General features: G+C 64.5%; 22 protein-coding genes. 6 read left to right on the forward strand and 16 right to left on the reverse strand.

Annotation, left to right across the window (positions count from 1 at the left end):
- Nucleotides 1-184 precede the first annotated feature (184 nt).
- Genes EA796_RS06690 through EA796_RS06695 form a run of 3 tightly spaced genes read right to left on the reverse strand, consistent with a single transcriptional unit; the run spans nucleotide 185 to nucleotide 2,405 of the window.
- On the reverse strand, nucleotides 185-1,318 hold the full coding sequence (locus EA796_RS06690) for a tyrosine-type recombinase/integrase (protein ID WP_256679191.1): 1,134 nt from the start codon (nucleotides 1,316-1,318) through the stop codon (nucleotides 185-187).
- Nucleotides 1,213-1,554 carry a hypothetical protein gene (locus EA796_RS23415; RefSeq protein ID WP_256679181.1) on the reverse strand — a complete coding sequence of 114 codons (342 nt, stop codon included), beginning with the start codon at nucleotides 1,552-1,554 and terminating at the stop codon, nucleotides 1,213-1,215. The genes EA796_RS06690 and EA796_RS23415 overlap by 106 nt, the downstream gene beginning before the upstream one ends.
- Entirely contained in the window at nucleotides 1,551-2,405 is an 855-nt protein-coding gene (locus EA796_RS06695; RefSeq protein ID WP_122108038.1) for a DNA adenine methylase, read from the reverse strand. The genes EA796_RS23415 and EA796_RS06695 overlap by 4 nt, the downstream gene beginning before the upstream one ends.
- A gap of 71 nt (nucleotides 2,406-2,476) precedes the next feature.
- Here EA796_RS06695 and EA796_RS06700 point away from each other — a divergent pair, with 71 nt between their 5' ends.
- On the forward strand, nucleotides 2,477-3,082 hold the full coding sequence (locus EA796_RS06700; protein WP_147459036.1) for a hypothetical protein: 606 nt from the start codon (nucleotides 2,477-2,479) through the stop codon (nucleotides 3,080-3,082).
- A gap of 281 nt (nucleotides 3,083-3,363) precedes the next feature.
- Here EA796_RS06700 and EA796_RS23340 read toward each other — a convergent pair whose 3' ends face one another.
- The 13 genes from EA796_RS23340 to EA796_RS06760 all read right to left on the reverse strand — a co-directional run bounded on the left by EA796_RS23340 (nucleotide 3,364) and on the right by EA796_RS06760 (nucleotide 9,472).
- Complete coding sequence (locus tag EA796_RS23340) at nucleotides 3,364-3,984, reverse strand: hypothetical protein (RefSeq protein ID WP_218567627.1); 621 nt, start codon at nucleotides 3,982-3,984, stop codon at nucleotides 3,364-3,366.
- Nucleotides 3,981-4,526, reverse strand: coding sequence for a phosphohydrolase (locus tag EA796_RS06710; protein ID WP_122108040.1), 546 nt, complete (start codon nucleotides 4,524-4,526; stop codon nucleotides 3,981-3,983). The genes EA796_RS23340 and EA796_RS06710 overlap by 4 nt, the downstream gene beginning before the upstream one ends.
- Nucleotides 4,523-5,224 (reverse strand): hypothetical protein, encoded by a 702-nt coding sequence (locus EA796_RS06715; RefSeq protein WP_122108041.1) that lies wholly within the window; start codon nucleotides 5,222-5,224, stop codon nucleotides 4,523-4,525. The genes EA796_RS06710 and EA796_RS06715 overlap by 4 nt, the downstream gene beginning before the upstream one ends.
- Before the next feature lie 70 nt (nucleotides 5,225-5,294).
- On the reverse strand, nucleotides 5,295-5,615 hold the full coding sequence (locus EA796_RS06720; protein ID WP_122108042.1) for a pyocin activator PrtN family protein: 321 nt from the start codon (nucleotides 5,613-5,615) through the stop codon (nucleotides 5,295-5,297).
- Nucleotides 5,612-6,085: a hypothetical protein gene (locus EA796_RS06725; protein WP_122108043.1), complete on the reverse strand. Its 474-nt coding sequence runs from the start codon at nucleotides 6,083-6,085 to the stop codon at nucleotides 5,612-5,614. The genes EA796_RS06720 and EA796_RS06725 overlap by 4 nt, the downstream gene beginning before the upstream one ends.
- Nucleotides 6,085-6,282 carry a hypothetical protein gene (locus EA796_RS06730; RefSeq protein WP_122108044.1) on the reverse strand — a complete coding sequence of 66 codons (198 nt, stop codon included), beginning with the start codon at nucleotides 6,280-6,282 and terminating at the stop codon, nucleotides 6,085-6,087. The genes EA796_RS06725 and EA796_RS06730 overlap by 1 nt, the downstream gene beginning before the upstream one ends.
- Nucleotides 6,272-6,562 carry a phage antirepressor KilAC domain-containing protein gene (locus tag EA796_RS06735; RefSeq protein ID WP_122108045.1) on the reverse strand — a complete coding sequence of 97 codons (291 nt, stop codon included), beginning with the start codon at nucleotides 6,560-6,562 and terminating at the stop codon, nucleotides 6,272-6,274. The genes EA796_RS06730 and EA796_RS06735 overlap by 11 nt, the downstream gene beginning before the upstream one ends.
- 10 nt (nucleotides 6,563-6,572) lie before the next feature.
- Nucleotides 6,573-7,172, reverse strand: coding sequence for a hypothetical protein (locus EA796_RS06740; protein WP_122108046.1), 600 nt, complete (start codon nucleotides 7,170-7,172; stop codon nucleotides 6,573-6,575).
- A complete protein-coding gene (locus tag EA796_RS06745) occupies nucleotides 7,169-7,501 on the reverse strand; it encodes a hypothetical protein (RefSeq protein ID WP_122108047.1) in 333 nt (110 codons plus the stop codon). Before EA796_RS06745 ends, EA796_RS06740 begins: the two co-directional genes overlap by 4 nt.
- On the reverse strand, nucleotides 7,498-7,659 hold the full coding sequence (locus EA796_RS23285; RefSeq protein ID WP_178082539.1) for a hypothetical protein: 162 nt from the start codon (nucleotides 7,657-7,659) through the stop codon (nucleotides 7,498-7,500). Before EA796_RS23285 ends, EA796_RS06745 begins: the two co-directional genes overlap by 4 nt.
- Nucleotides 7,660-7,753: 94 nt before the next feature.
- Nucleotides 7,754-8,386, reverse strand: coding sequence for a BRCT domain-containing protein (locus tag EA796_RS06750; protein ID WP_122108048.1), 633 nt, complete (start codon nucleotides 8,384-8,386; stop codon nucleotides 7,754-7,756).
- Complete coding sequence (locus EA796_RS06755) at nucleotides 8,340-8,786, reverse strand: hypothetical protein (protein ID WP_122108049.1); 447 nt, start codon at nucleotides 8,784-8,786, stop codon at nucleotides 8,340-8,342. Before EA796_RS06755 ends, EA796_RS06750 begins: the two co-directional genes overlap by 47 nt.
- Nucleotides 8,786-9,472: a LexA family transcriptional regulator gene (locus EA796_RS06760; RefSeq protein ID WP_122108050.1), complete on the reverse strand. Its 687-nt coding sequence runs from the start codon at nucleotides 9,470-9,472 to the stop codon at nucleotides 8,786-8,788. Before EA796_RS06760 ends, EA796_RS06755 begins: the two co-directional genes overlap by 1 nt.
- 104 nt (nucleotides 9,473-9,576) lie before the next feature.
- Here EA796_RS06760 and EA796_RS06765 point away from each other — a divergent pair, with 104 nt between their 5' ends.
- The 5 genes from EA796_RS06765 (at nucleotide 9,577) to EA796_RS06785 (ending at nucleotide 13,533) form a co-directional block, all read left to right on the forward strand.
- Entirely contained in the window at nucleotides 9,577-9,804 is a 228-nt protein-coding gene (locus EA796_RS06765; RefSeq protein WP_122108051.1) for a helix-turn-helix transcriptional regulator, read from the forward strand.
- A 406-nt stretch (nucleotides 9,805-10,210) separates the two neighbouring features.
- The gene (locus EA796_RS06770; protein WP_122108052.1) at nucleotides 10,211-10,729 is read left to right on the forward strand and encodes a phage regulatory CII family protein; all 519 of its coding nucleotides are present in this window, start codon (nucleotides 10,211-10,213) and stop codon (nucleotides 10,727-10,729) included.
- A complete protein-coding gene (locus EA796_RS06775; RefSeq protein ID WP_122108053.1) occupies nucleotides 10,722-10,940 on the forward strand; it encodes a TraR/DksA C4-type zinc finger protein in 219 nt (72 codons plus the stop codon). Before EA796_RS06770 ends, EA796_RS06775 begins: the two co-directional genes overlap by 8 nt.
- Nucleotides 10,937-13,171 carry a VapE domain-containing protein gene (locus EA796_RS06780; RefSeq protein WP_122108054.1) on the forward strand — a complete coding sequence of 745 codons (2,235 nt, stop codon included), beginning with the start codon at nucleotides 10,937-10,939 and terminating at the stop codon, nucleotides 13,169-13,171. The genes EA796_RS06775 and EA796_RS06780 overlap by 4 nt, the downstream gene beginning before the upstream one ends.
- 17 nt (nucleotides 13,172-13,188) lie before the next feature.
- Nucleotides 13,189-13,533, forward strand: coding sequence for a hypothetical protein (locus EA796_RS06785; RefSeq protein WP_256679182.1), 345 nt, complete (start codon nucleotides 13,189-13,191; stop codon nucleotides 13,531-13,533).
- The last annotated feature ends 289 nt before the right edge of the window (nucleotides 13,534-13,822 follow it).

Here is a 13,822-nt window from a genome sequence, read left to right on the forward strand (position 1 = left end):
GCGGATCGGCAACCCGAGGTTCTGCCCGCTGGCGGGTGATTTGGCGGGTACACGCAGCCGATATTCGTAGACCCTTGCAGCACTAGGCGTATAGAAATAAAAAAGCCGGCTTGTGGCCGGCTTTTAGGGGGTGGTCAGGACTTATTTTTGGTAAGCCGCAACAACCTTTAAAAATCTATACGCATCAGGTGTTTGCCTGATCGCGGGGCGCGGACTGTACCAAAACAGTACCAATACCGCCACTTTTGAGCTTCTCCAGCTCCAGCATGTCGGCGTCTGAATCGATCCAGCGGGCGTAGCGATCGAGCAGGATCTGGACGCTGTGTCCCAGCTGCTTGGCAACAAACGCTGGGGTCATGCCGGCCATCAGGCAGATGGTCGCGTACGTGTGGCGCGCAGCATACTGTGGTCGCCAGCGAATGCCCAGTGCTTCGGTCGCAGCCTTGAGGTATTCCTTGGGCGTGCTCTCCGAGGCGATGTACTCGCCCCTCCCATCCGCCGGCTTGAAGACGTAGGTTGCGCCTTCGTTCATAGCCAGCGCGCCTTCCAAGGCATGCAGTGCCCTGTCATTGAGCAGCACGTCGCGGGCATACTTGGTCTTCACCCGTTCGTGGATTTTCCCGCCAACCATCACACGGCACACGCGCACGCGCCTGCGTTCCAGGTTGACCTCGCTTCTGGCCAGGCCGAGCAGTTCGCAGGGGCGCATGCCGCTGTAGTAGGCCAGCTCGAAGTAGTGGGCATAGACACGCTGCGCGCCCTCCAGGGTGGCGTGCAGGTGGGCAATGATCCGGTCGGCCTCGGCCTGCAGGTAAGGGTCGACCTCTGGCGGTTGGACTTTCACCCTGGGGATGGCTGCGGCAGGGTTCTGGCCGATCAGGCCGTCGGCGATCGCGGCGCGGTAGATCCCGCTGAGGGTGTTCACCGCGAATTTCCGGTCTGTCATCGACGGCCAGGCAGTGGCTTGGACGATCTTGCGCAGCATGAGCGAGGTGACCTGGTTGACGGCCACGCCGGCCAGCTCCTGCATCCAGTAGCTATTGAGCACCCGCTTGTAGTTATCGCGGGTGTTCTTGACGATCACGCGGCTGTCGAGCCAGAGCTGGGCGTACTCGCCGAAGGTGGGCGTGGCCTGGCCGAGCATGTAGCTGGTGTTGGGGAACAGCTCCAGGTACTTGTCGTCGGTGAGCAGGCCGAGCCGGTTCAGCTGTTTTACTTGATCAAGGAGACTGGCGGCTGCCGCGATCCCCTTGGGCGTTTGAGGATAGGGGAGCGTTTCGCAGCGGCGGACTTTGCGCCAGGTGAAGCGGATGCGCAGTCGTTGGCCGACGGATTCGACGCCGGCGGGCATGTCCATTGGCTTTCGAGCCATGCGTTGTACCTGCTGATGCTGTAGATGATGCGGCCGTCCAGCTTCTGCCAGACGCCCTCGGGGATGATCTTCCGTTCGCGCTTGCGCTCCAGAGCCTTCTGCGTGGTGCCGATCAGCTCGGCCAGCTTGGCCTCCAGCACCTTGTCGACGGGGTAGGCGTTCAGTTCCTCGGCTGCGCTCATGCCGCGCCCTCCAGCGGGAGCCCGCGCTGATGGAGGGCAGCCATGCAGGCGGGGTTGATCCATAGGCACTCGGTGCGGGTATCGCCGCCTCGGCCGGCGGCGATGCGGGCCTGGGTGGTGTTCATCGTCCAGCCCTCGAGGCGTTCCATGTACAGCCCGCTCGGGTAGCCGCTGAGCACGACCATGCCCTGCAGCTGGTTGAGGGTGGCCAGCAGTTCGGCGTGCTGGTCGTCGTCCAGCTCGTGTCGGTAGTAGCGGCCCTTCTGCGCGCCGCGCACGCGGGTGTCGTGCATGTAGGGCGGGTCGACGTAGTGCAGGGCCTGGGGCGAGTCGTGCGCCTGCATGATGTCGATCGCCGGCCGGTTCTCGATCAGCACGCCGGCGAGGCGTTTGCCGATCGCGCTGAGCTGTTCCGGGTAGCGTGCCCATAGCTGCTGGGCCGTGCCGTACTGGCGATAGCAGTCGATGCGGAACCCGGTGGTGCCCTTGCTGGCTCCGGCCGAGCCGAAGCCCATCTGGGCGCGGATGACGGTGCGGCGTGCTCGCTCTACTGGCTCGTCGGTGTAGATCCACGCCAGCTCGAACTCGTCGCGGGCGTAGGGTGTGAGCACCAGCAGCTCGGCCAGGGCCTCGCGCTGGGGGGCGGCCTGCAGCACGCGGAACAGGTTCACGATGTCGCCGTCGAGGTCGTTGTAGACCTCGCCATGGCTGCGAGGCTTCTGCATCAGCACGCCGGCCGCGCCGCCGAACGGCTCGATATACACCTGGTGGGGCGGGAAGTGCTCGATGACCCACGGCGCCAAGCGGAACTTGCCGCCGTGGTAGCGGATGACGGGAGCGATGATGGTCATGCTGCACCCCGCTGGACATGGTGATAAGGCCTCGGCAAGCTCCAAGTTTTGGTGATGGCTAGGAGCCAGCGATGTCTGATGGTTTTCTTGACAGGGATGTGCCGCGAATTACTTGGCGCACCTTGATTCTCTGGGGAGCATTGAGTCCGGTAGCTACAGTGGCGCTGTTCTTCATTGCGAGAGCAGAAGGAGCTGCGGCTTGGGTGCAAGCTGTAGGCTCTGTAGCAGCCATCTTCGCTGCTATAGGAATTGCCGAGGCAGCCCGTAGAGAGCAAAAGCGCCAGAAAGAGCTTGACGCTGCGCAGGTTAATTTGGCCCACGAGAAGCGCCTGTGGTGCTTGCTCTGGGAATGCAACTATTTGGCCACTCAGCTTAAAGATCAGCTCGAAGCAGATAAGTCGATTATGCCGGGCAAGGAAACAAAGGATTTGTTGAGTAGGTGTCTTGACCGAGCGGTTAGAAACTTCGATGACGATCTGGACGTGTGGCGACTCGATACAGCAAGCGACTGTCGTTACATGCTCGGTGTCTACATACATGTTTGTGAGAGGCGTATGCAGAAGCTCGACGCTGAAGATGACTTCGTCAGGCTCACCAATGAGTTTCAAGCGGGTTTGAGCTCGCGGCTGGCTGAATCTAGCGCAAGGTTCAACGCCCAAGAGAGCGTAGATCGATAATGTCGCATACCCCTTAACAAGCTGCGCGTGCTGGCAATTTTGAGAGCGGAGCGATGGGCTCAAGTCGCGGGCGCGGCGCACGCCTGTCGTGGGGTGTGCAGCTGCTGCGCAGCTAGCGGGCAGGGGATTGGATGATGTCGCGCCTTCGGCGCGGCGGTTTATAACGCCCCCGCGCGAGTCCTGCAGGCGGCCGGCCGGCGCCGTGCACAGCGGATCCAGCGGGTGACGGCCGCCGCCGTGCTGTCGCACGGCAGTGGCTACGGTGGTGGCGGGGGCTTGGGTCATTGGTCGCCCCCTTTCTGAGCCTGGCTCATGAGCCCTACGGGCGAGCCGGATTGCTGGCGGTCGATTCGCTCGATCTCGGCCAGGATTAGAGCGCCGGCCTTGATCAGCTCACGGCGCCGACCATTCTCGCTGCCATCCCAGTGCTTTACCGTCCATCCTTCGGGAAGGATCGCCTCTTCCAGCGTGTCGCCGTATCCGGTTGACTCGGCAGACCACAGCCGAGCTGCCGGCGGCATCGCGTAGTAGCAGGCAAGGGCGGCAATTTCGTCGCAGCAGTGCTCGTCATCATGCTCAGGCGTCCAGCCCTCGGCGGTGATCTGCCGCTGGCGTTCAGCGAGCACATCGCGCGCGGCGGCGCTCTGTTCATCCAGCATCGGCAGCCAGCCCAGCGGCGTGCCCAGCCCGTCGGTGAACTCGTCGTGTGTCCAGTTCCAGCCCACGAACTGCCAGCGATCTACCTGGTCGTTCTGGAAGTTGTTCTGGCCGATCGTAGCGAAGGGTTCGTCGCCGTCATCAATAGCGTTCTCTTCGAAACTCACCAGTAGGCGGACAAGGCGGCCGTCCTTCGGCGCTGATTCCATGGGCAGCCAGGATGCCGGCAATGGTTGGTTGCTCATGCTGCAGCCCTCGCGCGGTGGGTGGTGGCCAGCAGCTGCAGCAGGCGGTCGAAATAGGCCTGTGCGGCTTCGGGCTGGGTCATGGGCTTGATGCGGAACTGCGCCGGGTGGGTGCCGGTGAGGCACGGCCAGGCGTCCGGGTGCGGGGCCATGAGGTCGCGCTTTTCGGTGGCCAGGGCGATCAGGTCGGCGTCGTGGACGCAGGGCGGCAGCACCGGCTCGATGTCGAAGCGGTGGCAGATGGCGTGCCAGACGCGCATTTCGATCTGGCGGTACTCGGGCAGGGCCTGTTTCAACGGGCTGACCAGATCGCCGACGTAGGCTTCGGTGGCGTCATGCAGCAGGGCTTCCAGCTGGTACTGCGCGGGCACCAGCTCGGCGACGACGAGGCAGTGCTGGGCGACGCTGTAGAAGGCTTTGACGTGGCCGTTGAACCTGCACTGCATGCTGAGCGCATGGGCGATGTCGGTCGCGTCGATCATGGCGGCGGTGGGTTCGAGCAGGTCGAAGCGCTTGCCGCTGCGGGTGATGATCCAGCTCATGCTGCGGCCTCCTGTGCTGCGGCCTGCAGGAGTTCGCCGTGGTTGCGGTCGAGGTCGTCGCTGTCGGCCTTAGCCTTGCGCAGCAGAGTGCGCAGGTCGTCGATGATCGGGTGGTACTCAGCGAATGCCTGGAAGCGCAGCTCGGCGGTTTCGAGGTCGAAATGCAGGGTGGCGTTCTCGTCCAGCCAGTCGATCAGCTCGCTGTCGGGGTGGGGCTGGGTGTTGGCCTGGGCCTTCCTGATGCGCTCGGCCATGTCCAGCACCTGGGCCTGCAGGTGGCGGCTGAAGCGGGCGTGATCGTGCGCGTTGAGGCCGGCAAAGGTGTCGCCGGCCAGCTCCAGCTTGTTGGCGACGGCGAGCAGGACGGCATGGTCCTCGTCGCTGAGTGGCGCTGCAGCGGCCAGGCGGTTGAGCAGGCCGCGCTCGACCTTGCCGTGGTCCTCGGCCTCTGCCCGGATGTTGGCGCGCAGGGTCATTGCCTCGCGGGTGCGGGCGTCGAGCAGGTCGCGCTGCTCGGCCAGCGCCTCGCGGAGCGGGTGCACGATGGATTTGCAGTGCTTGGCAGCGGTCTCTCGGCCTTGCTCGTGGCCAGCGGCTTTGCCGGTGCGCAGGCCGATGGAGTAGAAGATCAGGGCCGCCAGGGCACTGGTGCTGAGCATGGCGAACAGGGCGTACAGCTGTTGGGTGGTGAGTTCCATTGCGGTCTTCCTCGTGTTGTCCGGTCGCTGGTGGTGGCAGCGGTTGCGGTGGTCAGGTGGTCTTGGTGGATCAGGGAGCTATGGTTTCCGGCTGAACCTTCTCGGCCAGCTCGGCGTCTGCCGCCTCGGCCTGGGTGTCGATGAAGATGGCCAGGTGGCGGATGTCGATGAAGCGGCCGGCCTTCGCGCTGGGGTCGAGCCGGGTGACTGGCAGTGGGATGCGCAGCTCGCGCAGCGCGCGGGTGAAGTTGTCGTCGCTGAGCCGCTGGAAGTAGCGCTCGCGCACTTGGTCGACTGGAGCGAGCACGTCGCCGAAGGTTCGGTACAGCAGCTCGACGGTCTGCGCGCGGGGCGCAGGCGGCAGGCGCAGTTCGCGCTGGGCCTGGCTCATGCCGCGGTTGCCTTGTCGTCGGCCAGCTGGTCAGCCAGGCGCTTGAGGCTTACGCGGCCGGCCAGGCGAGGCGGTGCCGGCTGGGTGTGGGGCTGGCTGGCCTTGCGGATGTCGGCGCCGATACCGGCGAGGGTTGCGCGGGCGCTGGAGCCGAACGCCACGAAGCGGGGAAGCGTGCTGGTGCTGTCGATCGGTTCGATCACCGCGCCCAGCTCGATGCCATCCAGCCCGGCGCCGAGGCGCAGCATCGCGCGTGCTCGGTACTGGCTGCCGAGGTCCGCGGCCAGGTGTTCCAGAGCCGCGGCCAGCTGCAGGTGCTCGCGCTGCAGGGTGCTGCCCTCGGTGGAGAGGGAGAGCCCGGCGGCGGTCGCGGCCAGGGTGAGGTTGGCCAGGATCTTGTCCTGGGTGAAGCGCTCGGCCGGGAGCTTGAGCAGTTCGATCAGCAGGGCTTCGATCAATCGGGTGTCCATCAGTCTTTCCTCTGTGGGTGATTCCAGGCGATCTCGACGTGGGTGCGTACGAGGTCGCGCAGGTTCGCCGGCACGTCGGCCAGTGCGGCGCGACGTTCGTCTTTGCTCTTGAGCGCGACGATGGCCGCGGCGTACTGGCGAGGGCGGCGCGGGAACGTGGCGGCGCCCTCGGTGACGGTGAAGGGCTCAAGCGACATCGCGTGGGTCCGCCTGTGGAACTGGCATTGGCCGCTCAATGCCGAGCTTGTCGGCGAGCCACGGAATACCGGCGTCGGTGACACGGGTAGTGCGCGGGTACTGCATGCCGTGCTCGGGGTGGTGGTAGCGGTTCTCTTTGGTGACCAGGTAGAGCTTGGTCATCTCCGGGTTGGCCGGCAGGTTGAAGCGGTCGAGCAGGCCCTTCTCGCGCATGCGCTTCATCAAGTCACGATGTCCGATGCCGAGGCGCTGGGCGGTGTATTTGAGTGAGTTGGACATGGCGGCCTCCTCACGCTGCCGCCGCGCGCTGAGGCGTGGCGGTGATGTGGAGGTGCTCGATACTGATCAGCAGACGCTTGAGGCACTCGCGCTGGTCGCCGCGCACGGTGAAGCACTTGGTGCGCGGGCGGGCGGCGCCGATGCTGGCGATGACGGTGACGCCCTCGGCCGGCCTCGTGCGGTGCACGGCTACGTGAATCGGGTGCTCGTGGCCGGTCTCGATGCTGGCGAAGCCGCCGTAGCGGACCATGTGCTTGAGGCGGCCGAGCTGGGATTCGTCCAGCAGGGCTTCGGGCTCGGGCAGCAGGGGCTGGCGGGTGACGCGGGGCGGCGCCAGTTCGCCGCCGTCCACGCGGCCGTTGGCGATGGCGTCGATGAAGTCGGCGACCTGCAGGTGCTTCTCCAGGTGTGCGGTCTGCACGTCGAGGCTGTGCACCTGGTCGCCCATCTCGACCTTGACGGCGGTGGTGGGGTTGCCGCGCTCGATGCGAACGCGCGCTAGCAACTGGTGGCCGCCGTAGGCCGAGCGCAGCGTGTGGGTGAACGTGCCGGTGAGGTTGAGCTGGGCAGCGAGGCGCTGCAGGCCTTCTTCTGACAGGGTGAAGTTCATGCTGCGGCCTCCTGTGCGGTGGTCGCTGGCACGTCGAGATAGCCCTGCAGCCAGGCAAGCAGGGCGGTCATCTCGTCATAGCATTCCTGCTGGTTCTGCTCGGCGCTCTGGCCACCCCAGCCGTCCGGGCGACTCCAGTAGGCGCCTTTTTGCCGGCGTTCCTCGGGGTCTTGATGCGCGAACAGTTCGCCGGCTTTCAGGATGGTGATGTCGAGGGTGCCGCCATTACGGCCGCGGCCGTAGAAGTACACCGTCCAGACGCCTTGCTGATTGATCAACAGGGCGGTGCTGATGATTTGCAGCATCAGCTCTTCGATGGTGGGTTTCATGCCGCGCGCCCTCCATCGTTCGGATCGAAGGGGGCCTGCGCGGTGCGGGGCTTGGGTTTTACGCGGGAGAACTGGCAGCCGGCGGCCTGGGTGGCGCGGCGCAGCTCGAAGATGCGCTCAGTCGGGCACGACGGCAGCGCGTGAACAGATGCAGACATGGTTTACCTCGGCTCTGTGGTGGAGAGACGAGGCAAATAAAACGTATCGTTGTTGTTGTGTCAACAACAAAATGTTGTATTGCGTTCGGGTGTGTTATCCGAAGATGGATTTCTGCCAGTGCTCCTCGGTGACGATCGCTAGCGGGATGCCGCTTTCGCGTAGTTCCACGGCCTTCTTGATCTTGGTGCCGTAGCTGCTGTGCAGCCATTGGTCGTTGCCGATGCTGCCAACAACCAGGTAGTGGATCTTCTTGCTTACGTTCGGCGCGATGATGCCGCCGCGCTCGATCACCAGTGCTTCGCAGGCTTTGCGCGGGCCGTAAGCCATTACGCCAGTGAACAGAAACAGGCGGCTTTCCCATTGCAGGCTTGGCGCTGGCTGGTCGATGGGGAGGGTGGTTGGGGTCTGAAACGGATGGGCTTTGCTGAGTTCCAGGCCGGTGAACTGCTGGAGCAGGCCGAGCAGCTCAGCGGCTTCGTCGGCGTCCAGCACGTTATCGCTGAGCATGCTGGCGAGGCGGCGATAGAGGATGTTCACCACCGGGTCGGCTAGATGGTTCAGGTTGGTCTCGATCCAGCGTTTGAGGAACTCGGCCTCCTGCTGGTTGATGGTGCCGTCCGCGGTTATGCCTGCCGCCAGACCGATCAGTGCGTCGGCTGATCGGCGGTCGATGCGGGCCTCATGAAAACAGCGACTGTTCTGAAATTCCTGGTGCAGATCGACCATCTTGCTCGTCTCCTTCGGCTGCGTCTTCCGTAGTTTGGTCTAGGAACTTGCTGACGTCCGGTGTGAAGGTCACGACCATGCCGGTTTTGCTGCAGGTGATCGTCACCTCTCTCGCCAGGTCTACCGCAAGATCCTCGCCGCGCAGGCCTTGCCATTGGGCGAGGTATTTCAGGGCGCCATACTTATCCAGTTTCTTGAGGGTCCGGCTGACGCCGCCTTTCCAGTTGGTGACTGGCAGTTCGTCGCGGCCAGCGGCCTCGGCCAGCTCGGGCTTCGACTGGGCCAGCTGGCGGCCGACTTCCCAGCACTTGATCAGGCCTTTGTCCTCGCCTTTCCAGGTGGTGTGCCAGTCGAGATCGGTACGTATGGGGGTGTCGATGCTGCGGCGGATCATCGTCATTACAGTGCGCCTCCATGCCAAACCACACGGCCGACAATGCTCAGTTGCCCGATGTCGCTATCGGTAACCGGCTGATCGGGATAGGCGCGCTTGTCTTCGTTGTCGCTGCGAATCAGCCACCCGCCAGTGAGGGACTGGATAAGCCGCTTGATGATCAGCTCGCCGTCCGGCTTGCGGATCGCATAGACGCGGCCGTCGCGCGGGGTTGTTTGGCTTTCGTCCAGCAATACGACATCGCCGTCACAGACGGTCGGCTCCATGCTGTGGCCCTGGACGTAGATGACGTGCAGGTTGCGCTCGCGCAGGCTCATGCGGGATAGCCAGGCGCGCTTGAACACCAGGCCGCCTTTGACTTCGACATGGTCGTTCAGCTGGCCATTGCCGGCGGCGCCATGCGCGGTGTACTGGGGCACCAGGGCGTAGTCCTGGGCTGATGGGGTGTACCCGTAAGTGCCTGGATGATCGGCAGCCTGGTCCGGTGAGTTGTCATCAAGCAGCTCGATGAGCGTTGTGTCGAGGGCGGCGGCCAGGATGCGCAGATCCGAGATGCTCGGTTCGCGTTTGTCGTGCTCGTAGTTGCCGATTCGGGCCTGGCCGTTGTCCCACCCGCAGGCGGCGGCGAGTGCTGTTTGGGAGAGGCCTTTTGCGCGGCGGAGCCGAGCGATGCGTTTGCCGAGAGATTCCATGGCTGGAAAATATCACGCTATGTTTATTTTCATAACGACTAAACGTGTTGTGAAAACAACGAATTGTTGTTAGTGTTCCTCTCGAAGTATCCGGAGGTCTCAATATGAACCGCATTTCTCAGCTTCGGCGCGGCGCCAAGATTGCCCAGCTCGCCCTGGCTACAGAGCTTGGCTGGTCTCAAGGCCGGTTGAGCAACTACGAGGCAGGCCGGCGTGAGCCAGGGCTGGCCGAGTGCCGCGCCATTGTCCGCGCTCTTGGTGCGCTCGGCGCGCCGTGCACCCTGGACGAGGTGTTCCCGCCCGAGCCTGAGAAGGCTCTGGCTGCTGCATAGAAAAAAGGCGCCGTTAGGCGCCTCGTTTCCCGGCCGCCGTTGTACCGGTGGCCGCCAGAGCCCGAGGGCTCTGTGTCGCCTGCCTCTCCACCACAGATCAGCAGGCTAGCTGTGACCACCTGACTAAGGGGAGCCACGGCGTGACTATAGCAACACGTCATGCCGTGGTCACTGGCAGCTTGCTTTGGCGGCTGCCACACCCGAGGCGCGTACCACCACTGCGCGCCGCACCTAGGACGGGATGCCTGGGGTTGTTCGCTTGCCGCCACCACCGGCGGGCGGACTGTAGAGGCGGGGCCTGCGCGGAGCATGGGCCTAGCCTGGGGTGCGGTCGGTTCGCCGGCCGCATGTGACCACCTGACTATGGGCGCCATACCAGATGGTATGGGCCCGGGAGTTTTGCCCTATGAACCGAGCCCGGCTCAGTTCCACCGAGCGTGCCAAGCGCACGTTGCTGACCCTACCGCAGGCGCTTTACCACGCCGTGCACCAGTACCCCGGCGGTGCCACCGCCATTGCCGCTGTAGACGGCGCCCTTAGCCCCTCCACCCTGAACCATAAGCTGAGCCTGACCGGTACGAACCCGAAGCACCGGGTGAATATCGACGAGCTGCAGCTGATCCTCGATCTGACCCGTGACCCGCGAATCATCGATGCGCTGCTGCACCCGATTGGCTGGGTGGGCATCGACGTTTCGACACTGAGCGAGGCGGACACGCCGCAGTCGCTTATGGCCGGCATCGGTGAGCTGCTGTCCCGCGAGGGGGAACTGAGCACGCATATGTCGAAAAGCCTCGATGACGGGAGGGTCGACGACGATGAGCTGGCCGAGTTCGAGTTACTGGCCGAGCGCACGGTGCAGGCGGTGTACAAGCTGCGGGCGGTCCTGCGCAAGAAGCATGCGGAGGACGTTGAGCATGGCTGATAACGCTGATCGCGCGGCGGATGAGTACGCTGTGCACGAGCACGCTCGCGAGGCCACCCGCAACGCTGCCGCGGCGCCGGTGCATCGCCTGGGTTGCGATGAGTGCGGCGAGCCGATACCGCTGGCCCGGCGCGAGGCGTTGGCTGGGCATGACTGCCTGACCTGCATCGATTGCCAGGTGCTGCTGGAGCGGAAAGGGGGTGGGCGATGACTGACCGTCACGAGCTACTCGACGACGTGCTGGCCCAGCTGCAGGCCGGTGACCTTCGACCGGCGACACCTCTGGCAATCGGCAAGCGCACACGCTGCGAGGTGGAAGGTGACAAGGCGCCGGAGAAAACCGGCTGGTATGTGATCTATGAGCACCTGAGCGCGAAGGGCGAGACCTTCTACTGCGGCGCCTTCGGTGACTGGCGCTCGGGCGAGAAGGGCAGCTGGCACAAGATCAAGCCGAAGGGCGGCAAGATCTCGGCCGAGGATCGGGCGGTGATGAAGGCCCGCGCCGAGGAGGGCCAGCGCAAGGCGGCCGAGGCCGAGCTGCGTAAACATCGCACCGCCGCCCGGCGCGCCGCAGGCATGTGGAAGCATCTGGAGGAGAAGGGCGCCTGCCAGTACCTGGTCGACAAGGGCGTCGGTGGCTTCGGGCTGCGCTACAAGCGCAAGTCGGGCACGGCGCTGGTGCCGATGCGCAACGTGAAGACTTGGGATGTGGTCGGCCTGCAGGTGCTGTTCCCGGCAGTGCATCCGAAGCTGGGGCGGAATAAGACCTATTGGCCGGCTGGGCTGGAGAAGGAAGGGGCGGTGCATCTGATCGGCCCCGAGCCCGAGCCGGGCGATGTGATCCTGGTGTGCGAGGGCTACGCCACCGGCGCTAGCCTGCATATGGCCACGGCGCTGACGGTGGCGGTGTGTTTCGACGCAGGCAACCTGCTGCCTGTGGCCGAGGGGCTGCGGGTGCGTTACCCGGGCCGGCGCCTGGTGTTCTGCGCGGATGACGACTGGAAAACGGTCATCCAGGGCAAGCCGGTCAACGTCGGCAAGATCAAGGCCGAGAACGCGGCCATCGTGGTGGGCGGTGAGGTTGTGCTGCCGATCTTTGATGACGATCGGGAGGACAAGTGGACGGACTTCAACGACCTGCACGCGGCTGAGGGACTGGAGGCGGTGCGCCGCCAGGTGCTGGCGGTGGTGCGGCCTGCGACTGACGCGCCGTGGCGGGAGAAGCTGCAGTATTCGGAGAAGGGCGGGATGGTGGCGCACCCGTACAACATCGCGCTGATCCTGGGCAACGATACGCGCTGGCAGGGCGTGATCGCCTATGACTCGTTCGCTTCGAAGATCCGCAAGCTGCGGACGCCGCCTTATGGCGGTGGGGCGGGCGACTGGAGCGACCTCGACGACATCAAGGTGACGCTGTGGCTGGCGGACGTGTACGGGCTGCGGGTGAAGTCGGCGATGGTGCTGGAGGCGGTGAACTCGGTGGCGCACGACAATGCCTTCCATCCGGTGCGCGAGTACCTTGAGGGGCTGGAGTGGGATGGCACGCCGCGGCTCGAGTTCTGGCTGCAGAAGCATCTGGGAGTGATCGAGGGCGAGTATGCGCGCAAGGTGGCCAAGCGCTGGATGCTGTCCGCGGTGGCGCGGGTGTTCCAGCCTGGCTGCAAGGCGGACTCGGTGCTGATTCTGGAGGGGGCGCAGGGGGCGGGTAAGTCGACCTCGATGTCGGTGCTGGGCGGTGCGTGGTTTATGGATACGCCGTTCAACCTGGGCGACAAGGACGGTTATCAGGCGATCCGCGGCAAGTGGATCGTCGAGCTGGGCGAGCTGGATGCGTTCAACAAGGCCGAGTCGACCAGGGCCAAGCAGTTTTTCTCGGCCTCGGTGGATACCTACCGCGAGAGCTACGGGCGCCGCGTGCTGGACGTGCCGCGGCAGTGCGTGTTCGTCGGTACGACCAACCAGGATGAGTACCTGAAGGACGACACCGGCAACCGGCGGTACTGGCCGGTGATGTGCACGAAGGTCGATCTGGATGGCCTGCGGGCTGAGCGCGAACAACTCTGGGCCGAGGCGGTAGCGTGTTATCGCGCCGGGCATCCCTGGTGGGTGGAGCGGGACGAGGCCGAGCTGTTCGCGGTGGAGCAGGACCAGCGCTATCAGGCGGATATGTGGGAGGAGCCGATCATTGCGTATCTGACCCAGCCGACCGCCGGCGAGAGCGTGACGGGGGCGCAGATCCTGGAGAAGGCGTTGAACATCGACCCGAGCCACTGGGGCAAGCCCGAGCAGATGCGGGTCGGCAAGATCATGCATCGGCTGAAGTGGCCGAGGAAGCGACAGAGCAAGCCAGACAGGCCGACGGGGTCGCGCGGTTACGTGTACATGCGGCCGGACGAGTGGAAGCGTGGCGGCAAGCCCGTGCAGAGGGAGGCCGCATTTTGATCCCGGAGATGGATGACATGCTGAAACTGTGGGCTCTCGATATGCACGGCGGGCCTGGCGGTGGTGGCTCCGGCGGCAGCATGATTGCCGAGCTGATGGCCTGTAAGGGCGAGCTGATTCGCGCCAAGGGCGGGGGCTCGCGCATGCTGCTGCCGTACAGTGCGGATATCGAGCTGATCGTGAACAAGCATCTGGACGCGCAGCTTGCCGTGGTGGTGCGCGAGCACTACCTGGTGCGTGATCCGCATCGGATGGATAGCCAGAAGTATTCGGCTTGCCGATGTGGCCGGACGCAGTTTTATGAGCGCCTGCATGCCGCGCACGTGGCGATTGCCGGTATGCTGCTGGAGCGGGCTGCGTGATTGGTCGCACCGCCCCTGCTTGTCCCGCCCGCGTTTTTGCTGGCGGGACTTCTACAACCCGCGCCTGTGCTGGGTTTGTCCCGCCGTCCTACCTTTCTCACACACTCGCACATGAGGTGCGCAGGCAGGAGCACGCGCGCGCGTTACGCGCAGCGTTTATTAATCTCTCTCTATACACGAGAAAGGGAGAAATAAGTGGGACGGTGGGCAACGCCTTGTTTTTGCTGGGGGTTTTGCGTCCCTCCTGTTGGCGCGGTAGTGAGTCCGGTAGGTCGTTGGCCTGCGGCGC

Source organism: Pseudomonas sp. AOB-7 (assembly GCF_003696305.1).
Classification (GTDB): domain Bacteria; phylum Pseudomonadota; class Gammaproteobacteria; order Pseudomonadales; family Pseudomonadaceae; genus Aquipseudomonas.